A 19,683-nucleotide genomic window follows, 5' to 3' on the forward strand; every position below is an offset into this window, starting at 1 on the left:
GCTGCCCGCTCCGGCTCGATTCAGGGGCCGAGTTGGGCCGTTGCGGCGTTGATTTCTTTCATGGTGATGTTCTCGCTGCCGCTGCGGATCGCGATGACGGCGGCGGTGGAGATGACGTAGGCGAGGGCTTTGAAGTAGCCGCCGGTGCGCTGGTGCAGTGTGACGGCGTGTGTGCTCAGGGCGTTCTCCTCCAGCCGGTACAGGCTCAGGTCGGCCTCGAAGCTCGCCAGGACGCGCCGGAAGGTCTCGTCGTCCTTGGTGTCGAGGGGCAGGGGGTGCAGCCAGGTCACCGGCAACAGGGCGGTGGGGGAGGGCGAGACGGGTTCGGCCGGCCGTCCCGACCGTTCGAGCCGTACGCGGTTCTCCTCACTGACCCGGATCAGGTCTCCGGCCAGGATGCGGGCCTGGTGCAGGCGGTGGCTGGCGCCGGTGCCGCAGAACACGATGGAGATGCCCAGCTTGTCGCGCAGGTAGTCGAAATAGGGCAGCACGTTCGCCAGGTGCTGCGGGGAAGCGCGGTTGATGTCGTCGATGAGGAGCAGGCGGGTCTGTGCGGTCTCCAGGACGTAGTTGACCGGCAGGGTCACGTCCTGGTGGCGGCGCATCTCCAGGACTTCCGCCAGGCTTTTCGGCTCGGGGTTGAGCCCCAGGTAGGAGCCGATCTCCCAGAGCCAGTTCACCCTTGGCTCAGGGTCTGCGGGGGTGGTGATGTGCACCACCGGGATGGTGTTCGCCTGCCTGCCGTTCGTGGCGGCTTCGATTTCTCTTTGGGCGGTGCGTCCGATCGCCCGAAGCAGACAGGTCTTGCCCGTGCCCGCAGGGCCGTCGATGACGTGGTCCATCAGCCCGTCACGGCGCCCGCTGTTGCCGTGGACCGCCTTGACGAGCATGTCCTGCATGTGGGTCATCGCGTCGGTGGGCACCATGCGCAGATGCCGGTGGTAGGCGATGGCCTGTTCGTCCTCCTTCCTGTCCGCAGCGGGACTGCTGCCCGGCGCCAGTGCAGGCGGGTCCACGTCCTCGTCGACGAAGTGGGTCCAGCCGGTGAGCTGGAACAGCGGCAGCGGCCGCATCGGGGTGTCCTGTAGCTGTTGACGCAGGCGTGCTTCACGTTTGTTGCGTAGTTCGACGGATGCCTTCATCACGCTTCTCTCTCGTCACGGTCCTGCCTCGCATTGGCAGGCCGGCCCCGGGCCGGAAGTCCTGCCAGGGGCCGGCCGACGGGTGCCGGGTCGTTCACGGCTGTAAGTCGTCGCCTACGCCTCCCACACGTCGCCTTCAATCTCGCCACCGACATCACCGTCTGGATCGAGGTCGTCGACGAGCTCCGCGTCGACGACCTCGCAGACATCTGTCGGCCCTCCGGCCGTGGAGCCGTCCGCAGGCCCGTCACTGTCGCCGTCGTCGGAGAAGAGCGCTGCCAGCGGATGCGGAGCTTGTTCGCCCTCCAACGGCTCCGTGCCACCTGCGCCTGAGCGCAGCGTCGGTACAGCGTCTACGGCCAAAGGGGCCCAGGGAGAGATGGGCTGCGCCGGATAGGGCCGCAGTGTCGACAGGTCGAACTCCTCCAGATCTGCGTAGGGGTCCCGGGACGGTTCCTCGGTCTCCAACTCCAGGCCCTGGAAGATCGGTTCTTTCCCGGTGCGCTTGGGCGGCGGCCTGCGACTACGGCGGCGCCGGTCGCGCTGCGCCAGGGACAGGGCGATGGCTTCCTCGTCCTTCTCGCTGCCGCCGGCCGCATGGTGCTGCTCAGCGTGTTCCTGCCACATGTCGGCGGTCCACGGGTCGGTGAGCAGGTGCCGCAGCCGGAAGTCGCACGTCACCCAGGTGCCCGCTGTGTGGTCATAAAGCCACACCCGCTCGGGACGGTAGGGGTTGAAGCGGCATTCCCACTGGCCGTTGCGGCCGGGCAGCTCTGAGCTGCCGCGCAGGAGGATCTCCCTGTAGTGCCCGGCGTCCTGCGCGATGGGCTGGTAGGTCCGGTAGTTGATCATGAAGCCGCCCTTGCCGGGGGTGACCCACCGCGGCAGCAGGAAGAAGCGGTTCTGGGCAGGGGAGAGCGGCACGGCCCGGTAGCCGCTGCGGGCCACCTGGACGGCGTACATGCCGTTGGGCGACAGCACGACGCCCGGCCGGAACGGGTCGCGCAGTCCCGCATCGGGGGTCTGCTGGTACTCCAGAGCCACCCATTCCTGAGCCATCTGCTGGAGTTCGGCGATCGTGTACAGCGGCATGCGGTCGATACCGCGGCCGCGTTTCTTGTGGCTGCGGCCCTGCCAGCCGTGCCGGACGTGCTGACTGAAGCGGTGCGCGAGGGTGATGAAGAAGCGCTCGACGAGCGGCTTGTCGGGAGCGCTCCTCTTGCGCGCGGGGCGGCGGGCAATACGCAGCCGGTCGCAGACCTCGGTGAAGTGCTCGCTCACATAAGGGCTGCCCTGGTCGTAGATGATCAGTTCGGGGCGGATGACCGGGCGGGCGGCGGTAGCCTCCGTGAACCGTGCGTCCGCCGCCGAGAGCGCTCCGAACGGCAGGCTGGAGGTGGCGGCCGCGCTGAGCGGGTCCCAGCCGGGCATCACTGGCCAGGGCGCGAGAGCCTGGGCCAGCATCAGGGTCAGGTCGATCGCGCGGGTCGCCTGGCCGGGCTGTCCGCTCTCGGCGTCCTTGGACCGGCTGGGCGTGATCATCAGTGCACAGAGGCTGTGGTTGGCCACGTCGATCAGCGTGGTCATCTCCGTGGAGGTGGGCCGGCCGTCGTCGCCGCGGGCCAGGAGCCGCAGTGGTGTCGTGTCGACCTGAGTGACCTGTCCGGGCCGCAGCACGGCCTCGCGCCCGCCGTGGGGCAGGGGCGGAGTGGCGGCCAGAGCGGCGCGGGCCCGGGTCGGCCGGTCCAGGGCATCGGCCAGGCCGGATTCCTTCATCCGCAGGTAGAAGGTGGAACGGGAGGGCATCAGCGCGGCCACGGCATCCGGATCGCCGAGTTCTGCACCGTAGCGTGAGTGCAGCAGATCCTCGACCTCTTCGCGGATCAGGTCGATGGTCACGTCCGAATCGTGCGCGCGCCGGGCCACCACATCTTGCATGGCGGTCAGGCAGCGCGGATCGGTGAAGCCCCCTGGTCGTCTGTCCCGCGCGGCGGGCAGCAGGACGACCGGGTTCTCTCCGGCCGCTTTCCACTTTCGTCGTTTGTCGGCGAGGGTGTGGGCGGAGTAGCCGATGCCGTCGGCGGCCAGCCGCGCCGACATGGCAGCGCACCGCTGGGCCAGCGTCGTTCCCGGCCCGAATCCCTGTTCATGCTCGCTCCGGCCCGGCGCCAGACCGGTGTCGATCTCCACCATGCGCTCCTGCCAAAGAGCAGCTTCGTCCTCCTGGTCCTCCCGCTCCCACGTCCTGTGCACCGAGATGTCCGCAGTCGGCGCTGCGCCGCCGGCGAGGACGGCGAAGTCTTCCGCTCCCACCAGCCACCGGTACGACACTGCCCGCGGCGTCTCCGCACTGTCCTGCGGCACCAGCGTGACCAGAGGCCCTTGCCACTCCGCCACCTCCCACTCATGCCCCTGCCAGTGCACTCGCGCCCCGATGGACAAAGCCCCCGTACGCCGACTCTCGCCTGTTTCCGCCACGCGCCCCCTCATTTCCGGTCCTCAGGCTGTCCACGCCTCGGCGTCGGGCAGCAGCGGCTGCGCGTTGTCAAACAGCAGCCGCCGCTGCCACAGCATCCGGTAGGCGAGGTCGAGGCCCGTCAGCTCGTCCAGCCCGCTTGTGGCCACCCCGGCCCGCAGGCCCGTCGGCGACCTGAACGCCTCCAGCAGCGCCCGTCCCGGGCCCTCTTCGCCAGCGGAAGGAAACCGGTAGCCGGCCAGCCATGTCAGATTGCGCCTGCGCACCCCTGAGGGCTCGCGCACTTGCCGCACCCGCCAACCAGCCTCCCGAGCCACCTCCTCAAGCACCTGAAGCCTCGAGGAAGGCACGCCCTCCGCGCCGGGCGGCTTCAACACCAGCACTTCGCGTGTCCCATTCGTCGTCCGCGCCACGAAATCCGGGCGCCAGCGGCGCTCGCGGCCTCCCGCCCGCCACCTCAGCTCCACCGGACCGGTACTGAACGCCGCCCAGCCAGGCTCGAAGTCGAGCTCCACCGCCAGCCGCCACTGCCGCAGGCTGCCGCACACCACCGTCTGCTCCCGCGTCGCCACCGGCCAGTACGTGATGATGCCCTTGCGGCCCCGGTACGGCACCGGTTCGCTCACCGGACCGAACTCCTCCAGCGCCACCCCTCGCAGTGAGGCCGCACTGCACGCGCGCACCGGCCCGTAGGGCTCGCGGTACAGAGCCACGACATCCTGCCCCGCGCCCGGCACCCCCTTGCCGTCCAGCAGCGCGCCGGAGGCATTTACCGCGCTCACCCAGGCCGCCGCTTGCCGCCGCGCCGCAGCCCGGCCCCGTATATCTGCCCGGCCCGCTCCTCCTCCAGCATCGGCCGCTGCCCGTGCGCAGACCAAATGGCGAAACTGTACGCCAACTGTCCTTGTACTGACAGTGGCTGATCAGGGGCGAACAGGATGGCTTCCAGCACTAGTTCCTCCAAGGCCAGTGCAGGTCAGACGCGGGCGCGGCCGGGCACCCGCGGCTGCCAAGGCCGGTTCAGGTCAGGCATGATCGTGCTTCCAGCGGGCCTGTAGGTGAGGCGAGCCGGTTGTGTCCCGGTGCAAGTGGCAGCCGTTCCTGCTTGGTTCTGGTGGCCGGCTGCGTTTCCGTGTCTGCAGGGACGGTCGCGGTCGGTGTTCGGTGGTGGTGCAGCCAGTCCGGCAGCGGGGCCCCGCCTGCCTGGGCATCCAGCTCCCACACCTCCATGAGCGCCTCGGCCTTGCCGAGCCACCGGGCGCGGGCATTGGTGTCCCGGATGTCCGACTGCTCGAACTCGGCCATCAGCTGTGCGAGCCGTGCCGCTTCCGGGTAGATCACCAGTGGCATCACCCGGCTACTGCGGTCCTCCAGCCCGCATGCCCACGCCCGGTGGACCCAGCGCAGCACCATGGGCATCGCCCGCCACCAGTCCGCCGCTACCTGGAAAGCGTCGGCGAACAGCTCCGCACCTGACCGGCCGAACTGCTTGTGCAGCCGGGCACGCTCCAGGTGTGCGGTGACGACCTCGGGAAGCTCCTTCAAGGGCAGCTCGTCCTGCGGCTCCGTCCTCGAGTCGTCGCACCACCGCCGGTGCCGGGCACACACCCGCCAGCTGTCAGACATCAGCCACCAGGCCGGCTCCCTGACCCCGCGGACCTCCGCACATCTCGTGCAGCAGCGTACGAGATGCCCCTCGGACGGCTGCCAGGGCCACTTCCACACCGCATCCGCGTTACCGGGCAGAAGATGGCGCGTGGCAAGCCCGGGCAGTGCCCGCCGCAACACGGCCGCCGGTTCGCCGGCCAGCATGGCCAGATACTCAAGGCCCGGCCCGTTCACGTACATCTCGGTGCACTGCGGATACTTCGCCACGCGCGCCGCATCGTCCGACGACGATCCCGTGCCCTGGCCCACGCGCTGAAGGAAATCCGCGAGCCCCAGCCCGTTGGCGTGGGCCAGCCGGTTCACGAACGACCCCGTCGACTCACCGGGCAGAGGCTGGACCCGGAGCGGCAGGGGCTGACGCGGACCGTAGAGCCCCGGCATCTGCAGTACCACGCCGTTCCCCCTCTTCTCTGACCGCCCCGCACGCCTGTGTTCTATCGTCGCCAGGCGCCGTACAGCTTGGTCAAGCGTCCTTAACCCCTTCGGGTGAACCAGGTCGCAACGCCCCGACAGCCTCCACGGCACGGGTCTGACTCTTGATCCGCAACGTGACGATCCGCTGCCAGGAGGGCATCGTGGCCACGCTGACGAGCAACGGCCTCAGAACACCACTACGCGGCCACCAGACACTCGCCGTCGACGCCTGCGTCGACGAGTTCACCGACGGCGCACCCCGTGTGAGCGTCATCATGGCCACCGGAACGGGAAAGACCCTTGTCGCCCTCAACACCGTCCAGGAGACCGCTCCCCAGGGCAACGCGCTGGTCGTGATGCCCACCCTGGACCTTCTCGAACAGACGGCCGCCGTCTGGCAGCAGGAAGGCCGACAGGGGATCTACCTGGGCTACTGCGGGCGCGACGACCCTCAGGTCCGCCCGCTGCGCGGCGTTCTCACCATGATCCACGACCCGGGCGAACTCGCCCGTCACGCCTCCCTGACCGACGGCCCGGTGAACGTCTTCTGCACCTATCAGTCGCTGAACAACCTGGCCCGAGCCCACCGCGATCACCACCTGCCGCGCTGGGGCATCGTGATCTCCGACGAGGCTCACCGCACCGCTGGCAACCGCCATAAAGCCTGGGGCGTCATCCACGACAACGACGTCCTGCCCGCCCGCTGCCGTCTCTACATGACCGCCACTCCGCGCGTCTTCGACGAGAAAGCCGGCTCACACGTTGCGATCGGCTGCGAAGTGGCCTCCATGGACGACCACAGCCTCTACGGCCCCGTCGTCTACCGCATCTCTCTCGCCGAAGCGATCGACCAGGGCCTCCTCGCGGATTACCGCATCGTCGCCGTTGAGATCAGCGACGCCGAGCTGCACCGCGTCCTGCGCTACGCCTCCATCGCATCCGCCGGAGCCGAAGGACTGCGCGTGGCAGCCGCCCAAATCGCCCTGCTGCGTGCTCAGAAGCGATACGACCTGCGGCGGACCCTGACCTTCCACCGCCTCATCGCATCCGCCGGCGTGTTCGCCGAGACCCTCCACGAAACAGCAGCGCTCATGCCCGTAGCGACGCAAGCGCCTCTCCTCGCCGGCACCGTCAACGCCAAGCAGACCCCCGCTGTCCGCCGCCAGGCACTCGAAGCCTTCGCATCCGTCCCGTTCAACAGCCCCAGCCCCGACACCACCCCTCAACGAGCGGTCCTGACCAACTGCCGCTGCCTGGGCGAGGGCATCGACGTCCCCAGCACCGACTCGATCCTCTTCGCCGACTCCAAGCAGAGCTCCCTCGACATCACCCAAGCCGTCGGCCGCGCACTGCGCCAGAACCCCGGCGACGACAAGATCTCCACCATCGTCGTCCCCGTCTTCATGGAACCCGGCCAAGAGCTGGAGGAGGGAGTCAAAGGAACCCGCTACCGGCTCCTCTACCAGGTCCTCATCGCCCTGAGCACCTACGACGAGCACGTCATCCACCGTGTCGACTGGGCTATCTCCGACGACTCCGAAGAGAGCCTGGGAGTCGCCGCCCGGCCCGAACGCGCCGACGAGATCATCCCCCTGCTCGACCTCCAGGCCACCGGAGCACCCAACCGGGTATGGCAGATCGGATTCGAAAGCGCCCAGCGCTATTTCGACACCTACGGCCACCTCAACGTCCCCAGCCGCTACCTCGGCCCCGACCACTTCTACCTCGGCTGGTGGCTCGGCCGCCAGCGCTCCCTGCGCATCAACCGCATGCTCCTGCCCGAACGCATCGAACAGCTCGACACCCTCGGCATGATCTGGCCCCACCCCCACCACAGCATCGAGCACAAGCTGCAGATCGCCCGGGACTACAAAGCCCGTCACGGCCACCTCGCCCCGCACCTCGAAGAAACATTCGGCGGAATCCGTCTCGGCCGCTGGATCGCAGACCGCCGCCGGGAGGCGAGCCAGCGCATCCTGCCCTATGGCTATCAGCGTGCCCTGAACGAGATCTACCCCTGGTGGAACACCCACTGGCCGAAACACTGGCACCACACCTACGCCCAGGCTCTTGTTGCCGCCCGCGCCGGCAACCTCCCCTTTCCCGACCTGTGTCCTGACACCGACGAGACGCCCCTCACCCGCTGGCTGGACACACAGATCGACGTCCTCCCCACCCTCCACAGAGACCAGCACGAACTCCTCGGCACACTCCCGCTGCGCCACCCCCTGGCCCTGCTCCTTCGCCGCCCCCGCGGCCATGCAGCGTGGGCCTTCGCCAGAGGACTGCGCGCGGCACGCGCCTTCTGGCGCAGCCATCAGCACCTTGAAGTCCCCTACGACTACCTCTGCCCCGACACCGGACTTCACCTGGCGACCTGGATCGCCGACAAACGCCGCGACCCACTGCGCCTCACCCACGAACAACGCCATGCACTGGAAGCCCTGGACATCCGCTGGATCCGGTGACCGACATCCTCGGCCACGATCAATCCAGCTGCCTGAGACCATGTTGAACAGTGCCGGGTCCCTTCCACCACGGCGGCAGCCGAGTCCTGCCTGACCAGGTCGTGCAGCACCTTGATGTGCAGGGGGTCGGCGAACGGAGTGCCGGTTTCCCATGGCCGTGAGCGCGGCGGGGACTCGCGTCTCCACAGATCCTCGGCAGACGCGGAGTCGAACGCCACGAAGCCCTTGGCCGTGCGCACGCCTTGGGCCCCTCCGGGGTCGGCGGAGGAGCATGTGTCGGGGAGGCGCGCGATAGCTGCTGCCTGTGTGCGGGTCGGTGGCGTTACCGGGTGGCGAGCCGGGGCACCCGTTGCCACGGGCGGGTCTGCGCTATGCAGATCCGGGCCCGGGCAGCGTACGGCGCAGACGGTCCACGATCTCCCGCCACTGGCGGGCCTGTTCCCGTGACGGGAACCATGCCTCGGTCCGATCGCGGTCCAGGCTGGTGAATTCCTCCAGCTCGGCCGCCAGGTCCGAGCCGTCCGCGACCCCCGTGCGGGCCACGGCATGCACCTGCTGTGCCAGATGGTGCAGCCGGTGGGCAGCGCGGTAGTAGGCGACCTGGTCCTGGGTCAGGCGGCGTATCGCGTACCCGCCGCACTTGCTGCACGGGTCGAAGTCCTTGCTGCCCACCAGTTCCTCGAGGGTCACCAGATCGTCGTCGCGGCCGACGCCGTGCTCCGGACGCCGGTGGGCGCAGCCGGGGGAGTGGGCCCGGCCCTGATACTGGCCGGCCGCGTCGGAGGTGTACACCTGCACCCGGGCGAGCACGCCAAGCGGCAGCCCCGACCCGAGCCGCCAGCCGGTCCCGGTGTCGGGTTCGAAAGGCTGCAGGTCCAGCTGCTCCATGGCCAGCAGACCGTGCCAGACCGCGGCGGCGAAGGGACGGCGCGCAAGGCCCCGGTCGTCGTACCCGGCAGTCTCCAACTGGCGCAGGTCGGCCATGCCACGCGCCAGAGCCAGCGACCGCAGCGCGTGGCCCGCGTCCCAGCGCCCCGCGCACAGTCGCACCAGCAGCCTTTCGCCTTCCGCCACACCCAGTTCGGCGCCGAACGCCGCGTGATGCGGATCGTAGACACGCTCGGGCCAGATCTCCCCGCCTTCCGGCACGTCCTGACCGGGAACGATGGGTCGGCTATCGAAGAGGGCGTCGGGCAGGTCACTGGCGCCCGCAATGATGACGCCCCGCCATCCCGCAGCGCAGCGCTGTTCCAGGACGCTCAGCGCCACGACCTCGAGGCCGGCGTCGACGGAGAAGACGACGTACAGCTGTTCCGCGTCCCGCATTGCGGCACGCAGTGCACGCAGGTGCGCGAGGGTGACCGGGCGCCTGCTGCGGACCGGAGTGTCATCGAACACCCCTGGCCCGAAAGGTAGTTCCGCCAGGGGAGAGGATGCTGCCACTGTCTCGAGCGCTGGTTCGATCCCGGCAGTCCTCTCGGTGTAGGAGAGGCCGTGCTGCTGCGTCAGCAGGCGCGCCGCCACGGGCTCCGGTACCCGCACGGTGACGACGGACTGCGGCTGCCAGACGGTGTCAACCGTGTACACGGCGAGGACGCCCAGCTCCCACTCGTCCAACCGGTCAAGGAGTGACCTGCGGGAGTCGCGCTCCGTCGCCGCGTCGTGGGGAAGGCGCGCGACCAGGACGTGCTCGTCATACTTCCGCTCGGCCGCCAACCGGGCACGGCTTTCCCATTCGGCCAGTACGCCCCGGGCGCGCTCGAGCATCTGATCGCGTCCCTTGCGGCGGCTGCTCATCCCGTCTGCCAGATGGTGGACGAGGTAGGCCTGTGCCCGTGGAGGATCCCAGCTGTTCTCGACCGTCTTCTGCCACCGCTGCCACCGCTGCCACAGCGACAACAGCTTCCTCTTCGCTTCGGCGGGAGCGCCCAGTGGGGCGAATGCCGCGTCGTCGGCGGGGACATCCGGCTCCTGCAGGGCTGCTGCCGCGGCCGCCGCCAGCAGCGCATCCTCCGTGACCAGCAGCCGGGCCTGGACCTGCACGGCGCGCAGCCGATCGGCCTTCAGTCGTAGCGCAGCCTTGGCCCAAGACCTCAACCACGGGAACATCTCCAGCTGCTGGTGCGCACGGTGCATGCTCGTCACCGCGTCGCGCCATTCACGAAACACCGCCTCGCGCACACGCCGAGCCTCCTGCAACTCCTCCCACGCGGCGTCCTCGTCGTCCTCTGCTTCGTCCCGCGCGGCGGTGTCCGCGGGTACGTCGGGCGCAGGCCGGCGAAGCAGGGCTGCTGCCTGCCGGACCTCTTCGTCACCGAAGGCGTCCTCGTCCGCGTCCCGGAAGCTGTCCAGCTCGTACAGCAGGCCCAGCCCGGTCAGCGTGTCCAAGAAGACGGCCAGACCCGTCCCGGGACGAGCCCAGGAGCTGTATGCCCCGCACTGCGGGCACATCCGGGCGACCACCGAGGCACCCAGATACACCTCCCGCTCGGTGGCGCGGGCGGAGCGCAGGTAGGAACACGAAGAACTGGCGTGCAGTTTGGCCTGCTTGCCCTGGGCGGACCACACGGTGATGGGCGAGCCCTCGAACGGACCGAGCGGCACATCCGGTGCCAGCAGACCGTAGATCATGCAAACCTCCCCCTTGACCGGCTTTGAAGCCTAGCCGCGGGCACTGATAGCAAGGGGCAGGCGCGGTCAACTGGCCTGAACACACTGGCCGGAGAGCTGATCCCGGTGACCCGATCCCGAGACGAGGTTTTGTGCAGAGCCCGGCCCTTGGCGGCTGTCTTCACCCGGTGCAGGCGCGGCCCTGTGGAGTGCTGCAGTCAGCCAAGATGCGGCCGAAACTGGTACCGACAGCGGCCGGGTGGGTGCATTCCTCGGCCACGGGTCGCAGGCCGCAGGGACCGCCTACTCTCGCGTGCGGCACCGACTCGTCAGTCGTTGTCGGTGCCGGCAGTTAAGGTCTTGGCCTTCCGGTACCGGACCAGATGTCGCATTGAGCAGAAGGCATGCAGATGAAGCGCGAGCGGGCCACCACGGTTTTAAACGAGATGCTCGAACGACTGGAGCAGAACGCTTGGCCACTCAACCTGATCACAGAGATCCACATTTTCGGGTCCTACATCCGTGGAGCCTTGGAGGTCGGTGATATCGACGTCGTGGTCCAGCACACCACTGACGAACGCTGGACCGAGCAATCCCTCAATGCCTTCTTCGGCGGCCGTGACGGCTACGTTCCCATGCGTCAGGCTCTGCGAGGCAACCGCCGTGGCATCAGCTTCCAGTTCCAGGGCCGCGACTCCTTGCAGAGCGAGGACATCGAACTGCTCCTGCTCTGGCGCCAAGGTGAACCAATCGCGCTTGCCAAGCAGCGCCTGGCCGCGATCACACCCGATACGACTGCTCGCCGTGCGCCCCGTGACCACGTCCTGCCCGCCTACGAGACACTCGCCGACCTTATCCCAAGGCATGTCCGCATCGACCTCCACTGCTGGTCTACTGACCGCAAGATCACCATGACGACCCTTGCTCTGCCCGACGCCCAGCCCCGCTCCACGACAGCAACCCGTCACATGGACGACCGATGGGCGCCGAACAGCCCGCTCCGCCGGGCTGCCGCGGCCGCGCTCGCCTATCTGGAGAGCACTGGTCAGCGGCTGGACCGCTGCGAGATCCACCGCCAGTACCTGGCCCGCGGGGCGACCGACCAGACGATCGACTGCTTCGTCGACCTGGGCTGGCGCTACTGGAGACGCGCAGAACGGTACCTCGCCGACGGGCAGAGCTGGTTCGAGGTCCTGCCCGCCACCTCCCGGCAGCCCCTCAACGCCCTGCACATCACACCTGCTGCACGGCCCTAAACGACAAGGGGATTCTTCAAGGGCGAGGCTGCGGCCCGGCGCCTCCGAACAGGTCGGAGAACGAGAATGTCGAGGCGCCGGCCTCACCTGAGCCTCCCTCGCTTCCCTGCGCCTCCTTCGCGAGCCGGGTGATCAGCCCGTCCCAGCATGACGAACACCCGCACGGGCCGCCGTCACGATGCTCCGTGCCGACGCGTCCGACCGCCGTCCTCACCTGGCCAGCCAGAGCCTCGAACGCCGCCCTCCACCGATCGGCCACCGCTCTGTGGCTCGCGACCTGCCTGCGGGCCGAGTTCGCCTCCTCCTCGGCGCGACGCCGTGCCTGGATCATCGGCCAGTTAGGACCGCTGCCGTACCCGTACGACATATGATCTCCTCTCAAGCGTCACCTGCCGTCTTCCAACGGCCCATGAGGCGCACAGGACACGCAAACCCGCCCGTCTGGTGTCTGGCAGGTGTCCGGTTCCCACTGTGCGCTGTCCGCCGAGGAACTAGGCTGCCCGCAGCAACAGCACGGGGGGCATGACGACTGTGGCCACACGCGACAGCATCTACGACACGGAGTTCGTGAGCGGGTTCTGCCGCACGACCTTGCCTGAGCTTCTGGCCCAGGCGGGGCTCACCGACGACGAGGCGCGCACTGTTGTCGTCGACGTCATCCGCCGTGCGCGCATGCTGGCGGCTCTGCCGAGCGAATACACCGATGTGCTGGCCACCCCCTTTCTGGAAGAGGTAAGCCAGCACCGTCCCCTGTCTGCGCCGGCGTGGCTCCGGGCTGCAGTCGTCGTCACCGTCCGCAACAGCAAGCTCGAAGACTTCCACGCCTTGGGCGGCCCCGTCAGGGCCGCCGACATCACGGCCATCACTGAAGCCGCCGCCGGCCCGCTCAGGTCTTTCCTGGAGCAGCCCGGCACACCGGTCAGGGCCAACATCCTGGCGGATCTCGACGTCGCCCATCCCCGCGCGTGGGCCTGCCTGACGGCTCTCTCGAACGTCATGGAGTCCGGGACCGGCGGAGAAGACACCTACGTCCTGCCGCAGGCACCACCGCCCGAATTGCCAGGGGCGCACGAGATACTTCATGCCGAGGCCAGCAGTGTCCAGCCTGTCGCCAAGGGCCAGTCCGTCGTGGCCTCCGGCACCGACCCACGCTTCGACCAAGTTCTGATGCACCTGCTGGGGCAGGTGAAGGAGCAACCTGGATTCGTTGTCCCGCTCTCCGCGCTCAGCCGGTTGTCGCGCAACAGCGGCAAGCAACTGCGCGTCCTGGAATTTCTCCTGGCACACCAAGCCACCGTCGTGACGACTAACTACCTCCTCGGCCCTGGCATCGTGGGTGTGCGGAGCCGGCCGATGGCCAAGCCCGACTCATACGACCTGCGGCGCAGCATGAAACAGACCCGGGGGCTTGGTCCTGTGCACACCGAACTGCTGAAAGCACTGAGGCGAGATCACTTCTAGGGTATTTTGCACCGCCCTGTAGGCGCCGCGCTGCCACCAGCCGGTCCGGCGGCTGGTGGCGCTGGCAGTGGGGGCGCGGTTCAGCTCTCCAGAGCTGGGGCGTGGTCGAAGAACCGGTCGGCCTCGTTGATCGGGATCTCCCTCACGCCGGGATAGGGACGGGGGAGCGGATCATTGGTCGCGGCGACGACCTGGCAGGCGTGCCCGTCGGCAGAGGGGTCGTTGGCGATGGAGATGAGGGTGTCGATCAGACGCAGGCTTGTGTCGTGATCGAGGCCGGTCGCGCCGAGACCGGCCAGGGGCGAGTCGATGATCAGTAGCGGGGGGACCCGGACCGCGGCGTCGACCCGCCCGAGGTCGCGCAGGGCCAGGAGCAGGGCTACGTTCGTTGCGACCTTGGGGCTGCCGGCGACGGAGCTGTCGTCGAAGGTCTTGTTGGCCTCGTTGCGTTCCTTGACGAGGGTCGTGAAGTCGTGCGGGTCGATGTGTGCCGTCTCGACGGCAGGGTTGATCTGCCGTAGACGTGCGAGGAAGAATTCCGACAAACGGCCCGTTACCTCCTTGCGGCGGACCTCGTCGGCGGTCTGCGCGGCGTCCCGGGTGGCCTGAGCGGCCTCCATCCGCTCCCTTGCTTCCTTGATGACCTTTTCCTGGGCCTGGATGTAGTCGGCGTTTTCGGTCTGCCGCTTGAGCTGGGCGACATCCCGGCTGAGCCCGAAGGCTTCCTTCTCTGCCTGTTGCGCGGCGCTGCGGGCCGGCCCGAGAGGCTGCTTCTCGAAGGTGTCCCGGTCCGTGAGCGTCTGCGCGGCGGCTTTTTCACCGGCTTCCGTCATCTCGGTTGCAGCGGCAACGGCAAGTTCCAACTCGCTCAACTTCAGCTGCAGCCGGTCCACCTTCACCGTCGCCGCAGCGAGCTGCCGGGCTCGTCGGTTCTCCCCCTCCGGGTGAGGCTGATCGCACTGTGGGCAGTGCCCTGGGGTGCGTTCGGGAAGACGCTGCTCGCACTCCGTGCACTCCTTCTGCGACGGCAGCAGCAGGGCATCGCGCGCGCCCTCAGCGCGCGCGAGGTCCGCCTTCGCGCTGCTCAGCCTCGCCCGCGCAGCATCAGCCTGCCTGGACACCTTGCGGCGGTGCTGCTCCGCTGCCTTGTAAAGCGCGGCGAGACGTCCCAGCTCTCCGACTGCCTCCGTCAGCACGTTGGCCGCGTTCTGCCACTGCTCGGAGGCCGCCTTGTGCTCCCGTACCTTCTGTTCGTACTCGGCGCGCGTGGCGTCTGGGTCGGTCAGGGCACCGGAGTCACGCAGCTTCTTGAACTGGGCGAGAGCTGTACGCGCAGCCCGGTGCTGTGTCTCTGCCTCGGACGCGTTCTTCTCCAGCCCCGCGAGACCCTCGTTCCACAACCCGAGGATCACCTCCATGGCCAGAACCCGCGACGCATCCGGCACGCCACCGAGGAACTCCGAGGCGATCGTCTTCTGCCGCAGCGCCATCACGGTGTTGTAGAAGCTGTCCAGAGTGAGCCGGTTCGACCCGCGGACGGCGGCTGGCAGTCCGAGAAGGTCCTGGACGAACGCGCCAGCCGTGGTCTCACCGGCTTTCGACGAGCTGACCGGGAGGGCCTTCTCCAACTCCTCAGGACGGTCCAGGTTCTTCAGCAGTACCCGCGCCTTGGGGTCCGCCCCGCTGCGCGTGGCCTGCCAGCGCGTTCCGGCGACACGGAACACCAGACGGATCTGCTCGCAGCTGCGGACTTCGGGCATCACCCGTGTGGTCTTTAGCCCGAGAGGATAGAGAAGCGTCTCGATCGCGGTTGACTTTCCCGATTTCGAGTGGCCGACCAGGAAGGTGACCAGCCCTTTGAGCCACCGGACATACCAGATGCCGTTGCGCTTGAACTCGAGCCGCTCGATCACAAACGACGGGCCCACCAGGGCCTCCTTCGCGTCAGGTGAGTTGGTCCACCCCGGATAACGAGCAGCCCCCCAACGGATGACGCCGCCAGCACGAGCTACGCAGGCAGAGGAAACTGCCGAGACGGGATCGGTGGGGCGAGAGGGACGTCGTGAAGCTCGGCGTGGCCGTCCAGCCCGACCGGATCACAGGCATGACCGGCTTCGACACCGTCGAGCTGGACATCATCCCAGCGGCGCCAACCGTGTCGCGCCCCTTCGCACGGCTTCTGGATCCACGACCGCACGCTCTCCGTCGTCGAGACCATCAAAACCGAACGTGGCTCGACAACGAGAACCTGGCTCGCCCCATCTACCGGTCTTCGCATGTCGGCCCAGGACCTAATCGGGTGGGAACCGATCCTCTCTCCAGTCCACCTGAACCACGCCGAACGCCTGCCCCCAGAGGGAAGGGCACCGAGGCGCTGGCCACCGAGCATCGCACGACAGCACCATCGGGCCGCCGGGTGTCAGTGGCGGATGCCAGGATGGTGCCACCGCCCCAGGACGGTGATCAGGGGCGGGCTCGAACAGTACGCAGGGGTGGGGCGTTGATGGATCAGCAGACAGAGCTGTGCCGGTACTGCGGAGAGCCGATCGTCATGATCAACGATCGCTGGGCGCATGGCCGTCACGGTCTCGGTGGGTGGGGGAGTGTGGGCTGCAGCGCCTACAGCTTCACCCTGCGCGGCGAGTGGGACAGCCGCCTGACGAAAGCGGAGAAGGCCAGCCCTCGCACCAGGGGTCAGCGCGCCGGTCGGGAAGAGTTCCCTTCCTGGCCCGCCCTACAGCAGCAGCGAAGAGAAGCAGAACGCAAGGAGAAGGCAGCAGCTGCTCTGGCCGCGACCCGCTTCTCACCGCAGCTCGCCAAAGCCGTGCAAGCCGCAGAAGCCGTCGTTGCGGATCCGGGCAGCCACACCTTCCGCATGCTCGAGCGCCGTCGCCAGGCGGTGATTCTCGGTATGGAACAGCAGGCCCGGCGAGCCACCGCCAAACAGGGCCATAACGAGCTTACAAGCGGCACTGTTGACGACGAACTGAACCGACTCATGCAGCTCACCCGCGAACTTCTACGCTCCTTGCGCGCAGCAGAAGACCTCCTGCCACCACAGGAGGCATTTAAGGCGGCAGCAAGCCGCTACAGCGCCAGGATCGATCAGATCGCGACCGACCGCTACGCCTCTCTACCGTCGTACGGGGACGGCGCCTCCACCGAACGCCGCAGTCTCGGGGCCGCCCGGCAGTATGCCGGACGCCGGTAGAGAGCTGAACGTGCCGCCACGCACCCAGGCTGTCCTGGCCCTGGCTCCCTGACACTGACCACACCGCCGCACACCCGTCAACGGCAGCCGACAGGACGGCTAAGCCCAGCGCATTCCGAGCTCGGTGAGTTCTGCGATCCGTTCGGGCGCGAGCCGTGTGCGGCGGGAGCGGCTGTTGGCGATGAACACCCCCAGCGCGCACGAATCACCCTCAACCTCTTCGACGTGCCGGTGCGGCACCTCCAGATGCCCTTCCCGCCGCCGGTACTGGCGGGCAGCGGCCAGGTTCGCCGCCCACACCTCAGCTCGGGTACGCCGTGGCGCCACCACACCCTGCTCAGGCTCCTGCACGGGGCCGAGCCCGAGTGTTTCTCGCAGCAGCCACTGCTGCGCCGCCCCGAGGCTGTCCCATTGACGCCGCTGTCGGCCGGCCCACTGCCCCAGATCGTCACCCTGGACCACCACCTGCCCCGACTCCTGAGGCAGGGCCTGCCCGACTTGGACGTGGAGGCGGGCGAGGTGGAAGCATCGCTGCCAGACAACCGACCAGGAAGGGCACCACGACGGGTCGATGTCCTCCAGCGCCTGTCGCCGGGCCGTACTCAGCCCACCCGCCCCCTGCCCGTCCTCGCTCTGTCCGTTCTTGTCCTGTCGCGCGGCCGCCCGCTGGTTCTTCAGCCACACCCCTACCGCGTACCCGTCCCACATGGCATCGGCCGGTGCCAGCAGGTGCCCGTGCTCCTGGGCCCATCCACGCGCCGCAGACAGCCCCTCAGCGAATGCGACCTCGGCATGCGACCAGATCATGCCGAGCTCCTCCAGCTGGCCCACGCGCTCTTCGCTGAGCTCCCCGCGCGTATGCGCACTGCGCTGCCGGGCGATCCACACCCCCAGAGCGAACCCGTCCGCAGTCCGGTACTCATACGGAACCGCCAGGTCACCATGATCACTGCGGTAGGCCAGCGCGGCCGCCAGCCCCCGCCTCCAAAACTGCCTCTCCGGCTGCAACACCCGCAGACTGATGAACGCCGCCAGCTGCGCGGGATCCCGAGGCCGGGAGAATGACAACAGCTCCGCAGCCACCTTGCCCACCTCGCCAGGCACCTCCACCATCCCGCCGCCCGACTGGCCCCCGGCCACCTGGGGAGCGGCCAGCTGCTCCACGGCCTGGGCGTCATGCGCCCGCAGAGCCATGAGAACCTTCACCAGCTCCCCGTAAGCCCGCGAGACCAGCATCTCGTCAGGCTGCTCACCCGGCCCGAGGAAGACAGGAACGACCAGGGAAGCCACCTTGCCTTCGCCCGGCTGCATCCGAAGCGCCCGCCCCACCGCCTGGACGATGTCGACGGCCGACCCCCGCACGTCCGCGAAGACGACGGCATCGCACTCCTTGGTATCCACCCCCTCACCCAGCACCCGCACCGATGACAGCACCCGCACCCACGCCGCCCCCGGTCCAACCTCCGGCTCCGACGCGAACTCCTCCAGCACCAGACTCCGGTGCGCAGGCTTGTGCTCCCCGCACAGCCAGTCCGCCCACACCCCATCAGCCCTCGGGTAAAGACCCGGATCGCTCTCGTGCAGCTCCTTCGCCACCCCACCCAGGCCACTGGAGAACGCCTCGGCCTCACCCGTGCGGTAATGAAACGTCAGCAACCGTCTCAACCGCCGTTCCGCAGCAGCCTTCACCACCGCCGTCTGCAAAGCCGCCAGCCGCGCCCCCCGCACCCGAGCCGTCCTGCCCGCGCCCCCAGCCAACTCGGTCACGGGCAGCCCAGGATCCGCGATGTCCACACATACCACCTGGTAACGAGCGATCAGCCCCCGCTCGATCGCCTCCGACAGCGACAGCCGGTACACCACAGGACCGAACACCGCCTCATCGTCCATCGACGCAACCAACTCACCACCCCTCTCCGGACCCTCCCGATCCGGCACCTCCCACAACCGCGGCGTAGCCGTCATGTACAACCGACGCAGCGCCGGCACCCGACCATCGTCATGGACTCCCGCCCAAGCCTTTCCCAACGCCCCCGACGTCCGGTGCGCCTCATCCACCACCACGAGGTCCCACGCACCCAGCCCCGCGCGATGACTTCGCTCCAGGACCCCCAGCCCCAGCGAGGCATAGGTGGCAAAGACCGTCACCGACTCCAGGCCCGAAACCCACCCCACCAACTCCGCCTCGTCGGTGGTGCACTGAAGAATCTGTGCGTCCTCGCCCGACAGCGAACAGGCACCGAACATCGGACCCCGACGCCCCGCCTCGCGCCACACCGACGCGGTCTGGGCCAACAGCCCGAGCGTGGGAACAAGAACCAGAACCCGTTGTGCACGCAGAGCCCGCGCCGCGTGGACAGCGATCAGGCTCTTCCCCGTGCCAGTGGCAGCAACAACCTGGGCCCGTACCCCACCTGGTGATCCTTCAGCAGGAACTTGCGCCAAGGCTCGTACCACCGCGTCAACAGCTTCGACCTGATGAGGACGAAGCTTCCACTGAGTCGCCACAGCGCGTCACCTCTCACCCCGGGGCACCCGGTAGGCACTACCCGCTCAGCGTGGACTTTATCCGTGCCTATTTTTGATTGCAGACTGCTGCAGAACTCGGACCTCCACCCCACTATGACAGGGCCACCACCCACATCGTGCGGGCTTGGAAGAACAGCCCCCGTCCGAGTACATGCCGAGGCGGACACTCAACCCCGAGCAATCCTCACCCTGTAACCAGCTGCCCGCGCAGCGGGCTAGGCTTGAAGGCGAAGCCGGAAAGCCTCAGGCAGGGGAGCGAAGCGGACCTGCCCAACTGGACTGCGAAGCAGTCCAGTTCGTTGACGGTTGAGCGAAGCCAACCGTCAACGAACACTTCGTCAAGCAACCTCCGCGAAGCGGAGGTTGCTCCTGGGAGCGAAGCGGACCCAGGACCGCCGGGCGAAGCCCGGCGGTTTCGTTTGGACGCGCGCAGCGCGTTCTAACCCGC

11 protein-coding genes are annotated in these 19,683 nt (G+C 68.2%); 4 read left to right on the top strand and 7 right to left on the bottom strand.

Features of this window, described 5'->3' with window-relative positions:
• Positions 1 to 20 precede the first annotated feature (20 nt).
• From ACWGI6_RS35430 to ACWGI6_RS35445, 4 genes are all read right to left on the bottom strand, one after another.
• Complete coding sequence (locus tag ACWGI6_RS35430) at positions 21 to 1,142, bottom strand: AAA family ATPase (RefSeq protein ID WP_453271309.1); 1,122 nt, start codon at positions 1,140 to 1,142, stop codon at positions 21 to 23.
• Between the two features lie 114 nt (positions 1,143 to 1,256).
• The gene (locus ACWGI6_RS35435; protein ID WP_453271302.1) at positions 1,257 to 3,539 is read right to left on the bottom strand and encodes a transposase; all 2,283 of its coding nucleotides are present in this window, start codon (positions 3,537 to 3,539) and stop codon (positions 1,257 to 1,259) included.
• A 102-nt stretch (positions 3,540 to 3,641) separates the two neighbouring features.
• A complete protein-coding gene (locus tag ACWGI6_RS35440) occupies positions 3,642 to 4,400 on the bottom strand; it encodes a TnsA-like heteromeric transposase endonuclease subunit (protein ID WP_453271303.1) in 759 nt (252 codons plus the stop codon).
• A 238-nt stretch (positions 4,401 to 4,638) separates the two neighbouring features.
• Positions 4,639 to 5,679, bottom strand: coding sequence for a TniQ family protein (locus ACWGI6_RS35445; RefSeq protein ID WP_453271304.1), 1,041 nt, complete (start codon positions 5,677 to 5,679; stop codon positions 4,639 to 4,641).
• A gap of 182 nt (positions 5,680 to 5,861) precedes the next feature.
• Between ACWGI6_RS35445 and ACWGI6_RS35450 the strand changes: the two genes are divergently transcribed.
• Complete coding sequence (locus ACWGI6_RS35450) at positions 5,862 to 8,168, top strand: Helicase associated domain protein (RefSeq protein WP_453271305.1); 2,307 nt, start codon at positions 5,862 to 5,864, stop codon at positions 8,166 to 8,168.
• A gap of 369 nt (positions 8,169 to 8,537) precedes the next feature.
• On the opposite strand, the gene ACWGI6_RS35455 is transcribed toward ACWGI6_RS35450, so the two are convergent.
• Positions 8,538 to 10,799 (bottom strand): hypothetical protein, encoded by a 2,262-nt coding sequence (locus ACWGI6_RS35455; RefSeq protein ID WP_453271306.1) that lies wholly within the window; start codon positions 10,797 to 10,799, stop codon positions 8,538 to 8,540.
• A 383-nt stretch (positions 10,800 to 11,182) separates the two neighbouring features.
• Between ACWGI6_RS35455 and ACWGI6_RS35460 the strand changes: the two genes are divergently transcribed.
• Both ACWGI6_RS35460 and ACWGI6_RS35465 read left to right on the top strand, forming a co-directional pair.
• Positions 11,183 to 12,034: a nucleotidyltransferase domain-containing protein gene (locus ACWGI6_RS35460; protein WP_453271307.1), complete on the top strand. Its 852-nt coding sequence runs from the start codon at positions 11,183 to 11,185 to the stop codon at positions 12,032 to 12,034.
• A 522-nt stretch (positions 12,035 to 12,556) separates the two neighbouring features.
• Entirely contained in the window at positions 12,557 to 13,495 is a 939-nt protein-coding gene (locus ACWGI6_RS35465; RefSeq protein WP_395368320.1) for a hypothetical protein, read from the top strand.
• Between the two features lie 80 nt (positions 13,496 to 13,575).
• Here ACWGI6_RS35465 and ACWGI6_RS35470 read toward each other — a convergent pair whose 3' ends face one another.
• Positions 13,576 to 15,423: a hypothetical protein gene (locus ACWGI6_RS35470; protein WP_453271308.1), complete on the bottom strand. Its 1,848-nt coding sequence runs from the start codon at positions 15,421 to 15,423 to the stop codon at positions 13,576 to 13,578.
• 575 nt (positions 15,424 to 15,998) lie between these two features.
• Here ACWGI6_RS35470 and ACWGI6_RS35475 point away from each other — a divergent pair.
• Complete coding sequence (locus ACWGI6_RS35475) at positions 15,999 to 16,706, top strand: hypothetical protein (protein ID WP_395368316.1); 708 nt, start codon at positions 15,999 to 16,001, stop codon at positions 16,704 to 16,706.
• 99 nt (positions 16,707 to 16,805) lie between these two features.
• Here ACWGI6_RS35475 and ACWGI6_RS35480 read toward each other — a convergent pair whose 3' ends face one another.
• Entirely contained in the window at positions 16,806 to 19,214 is a 2,409-nt protein-coding gene (locus tag ACWGI6_RS35480; protein ID WP_395368314.1) for a DEAD/DEAH box helicase, read from the bottom strand.
• Positions 19,215 to 19,683 lie beyond the last annotated feature (469 nt).

The organism is Streptomyces sp. NPDC054786 (assembly GCF_053611685.1).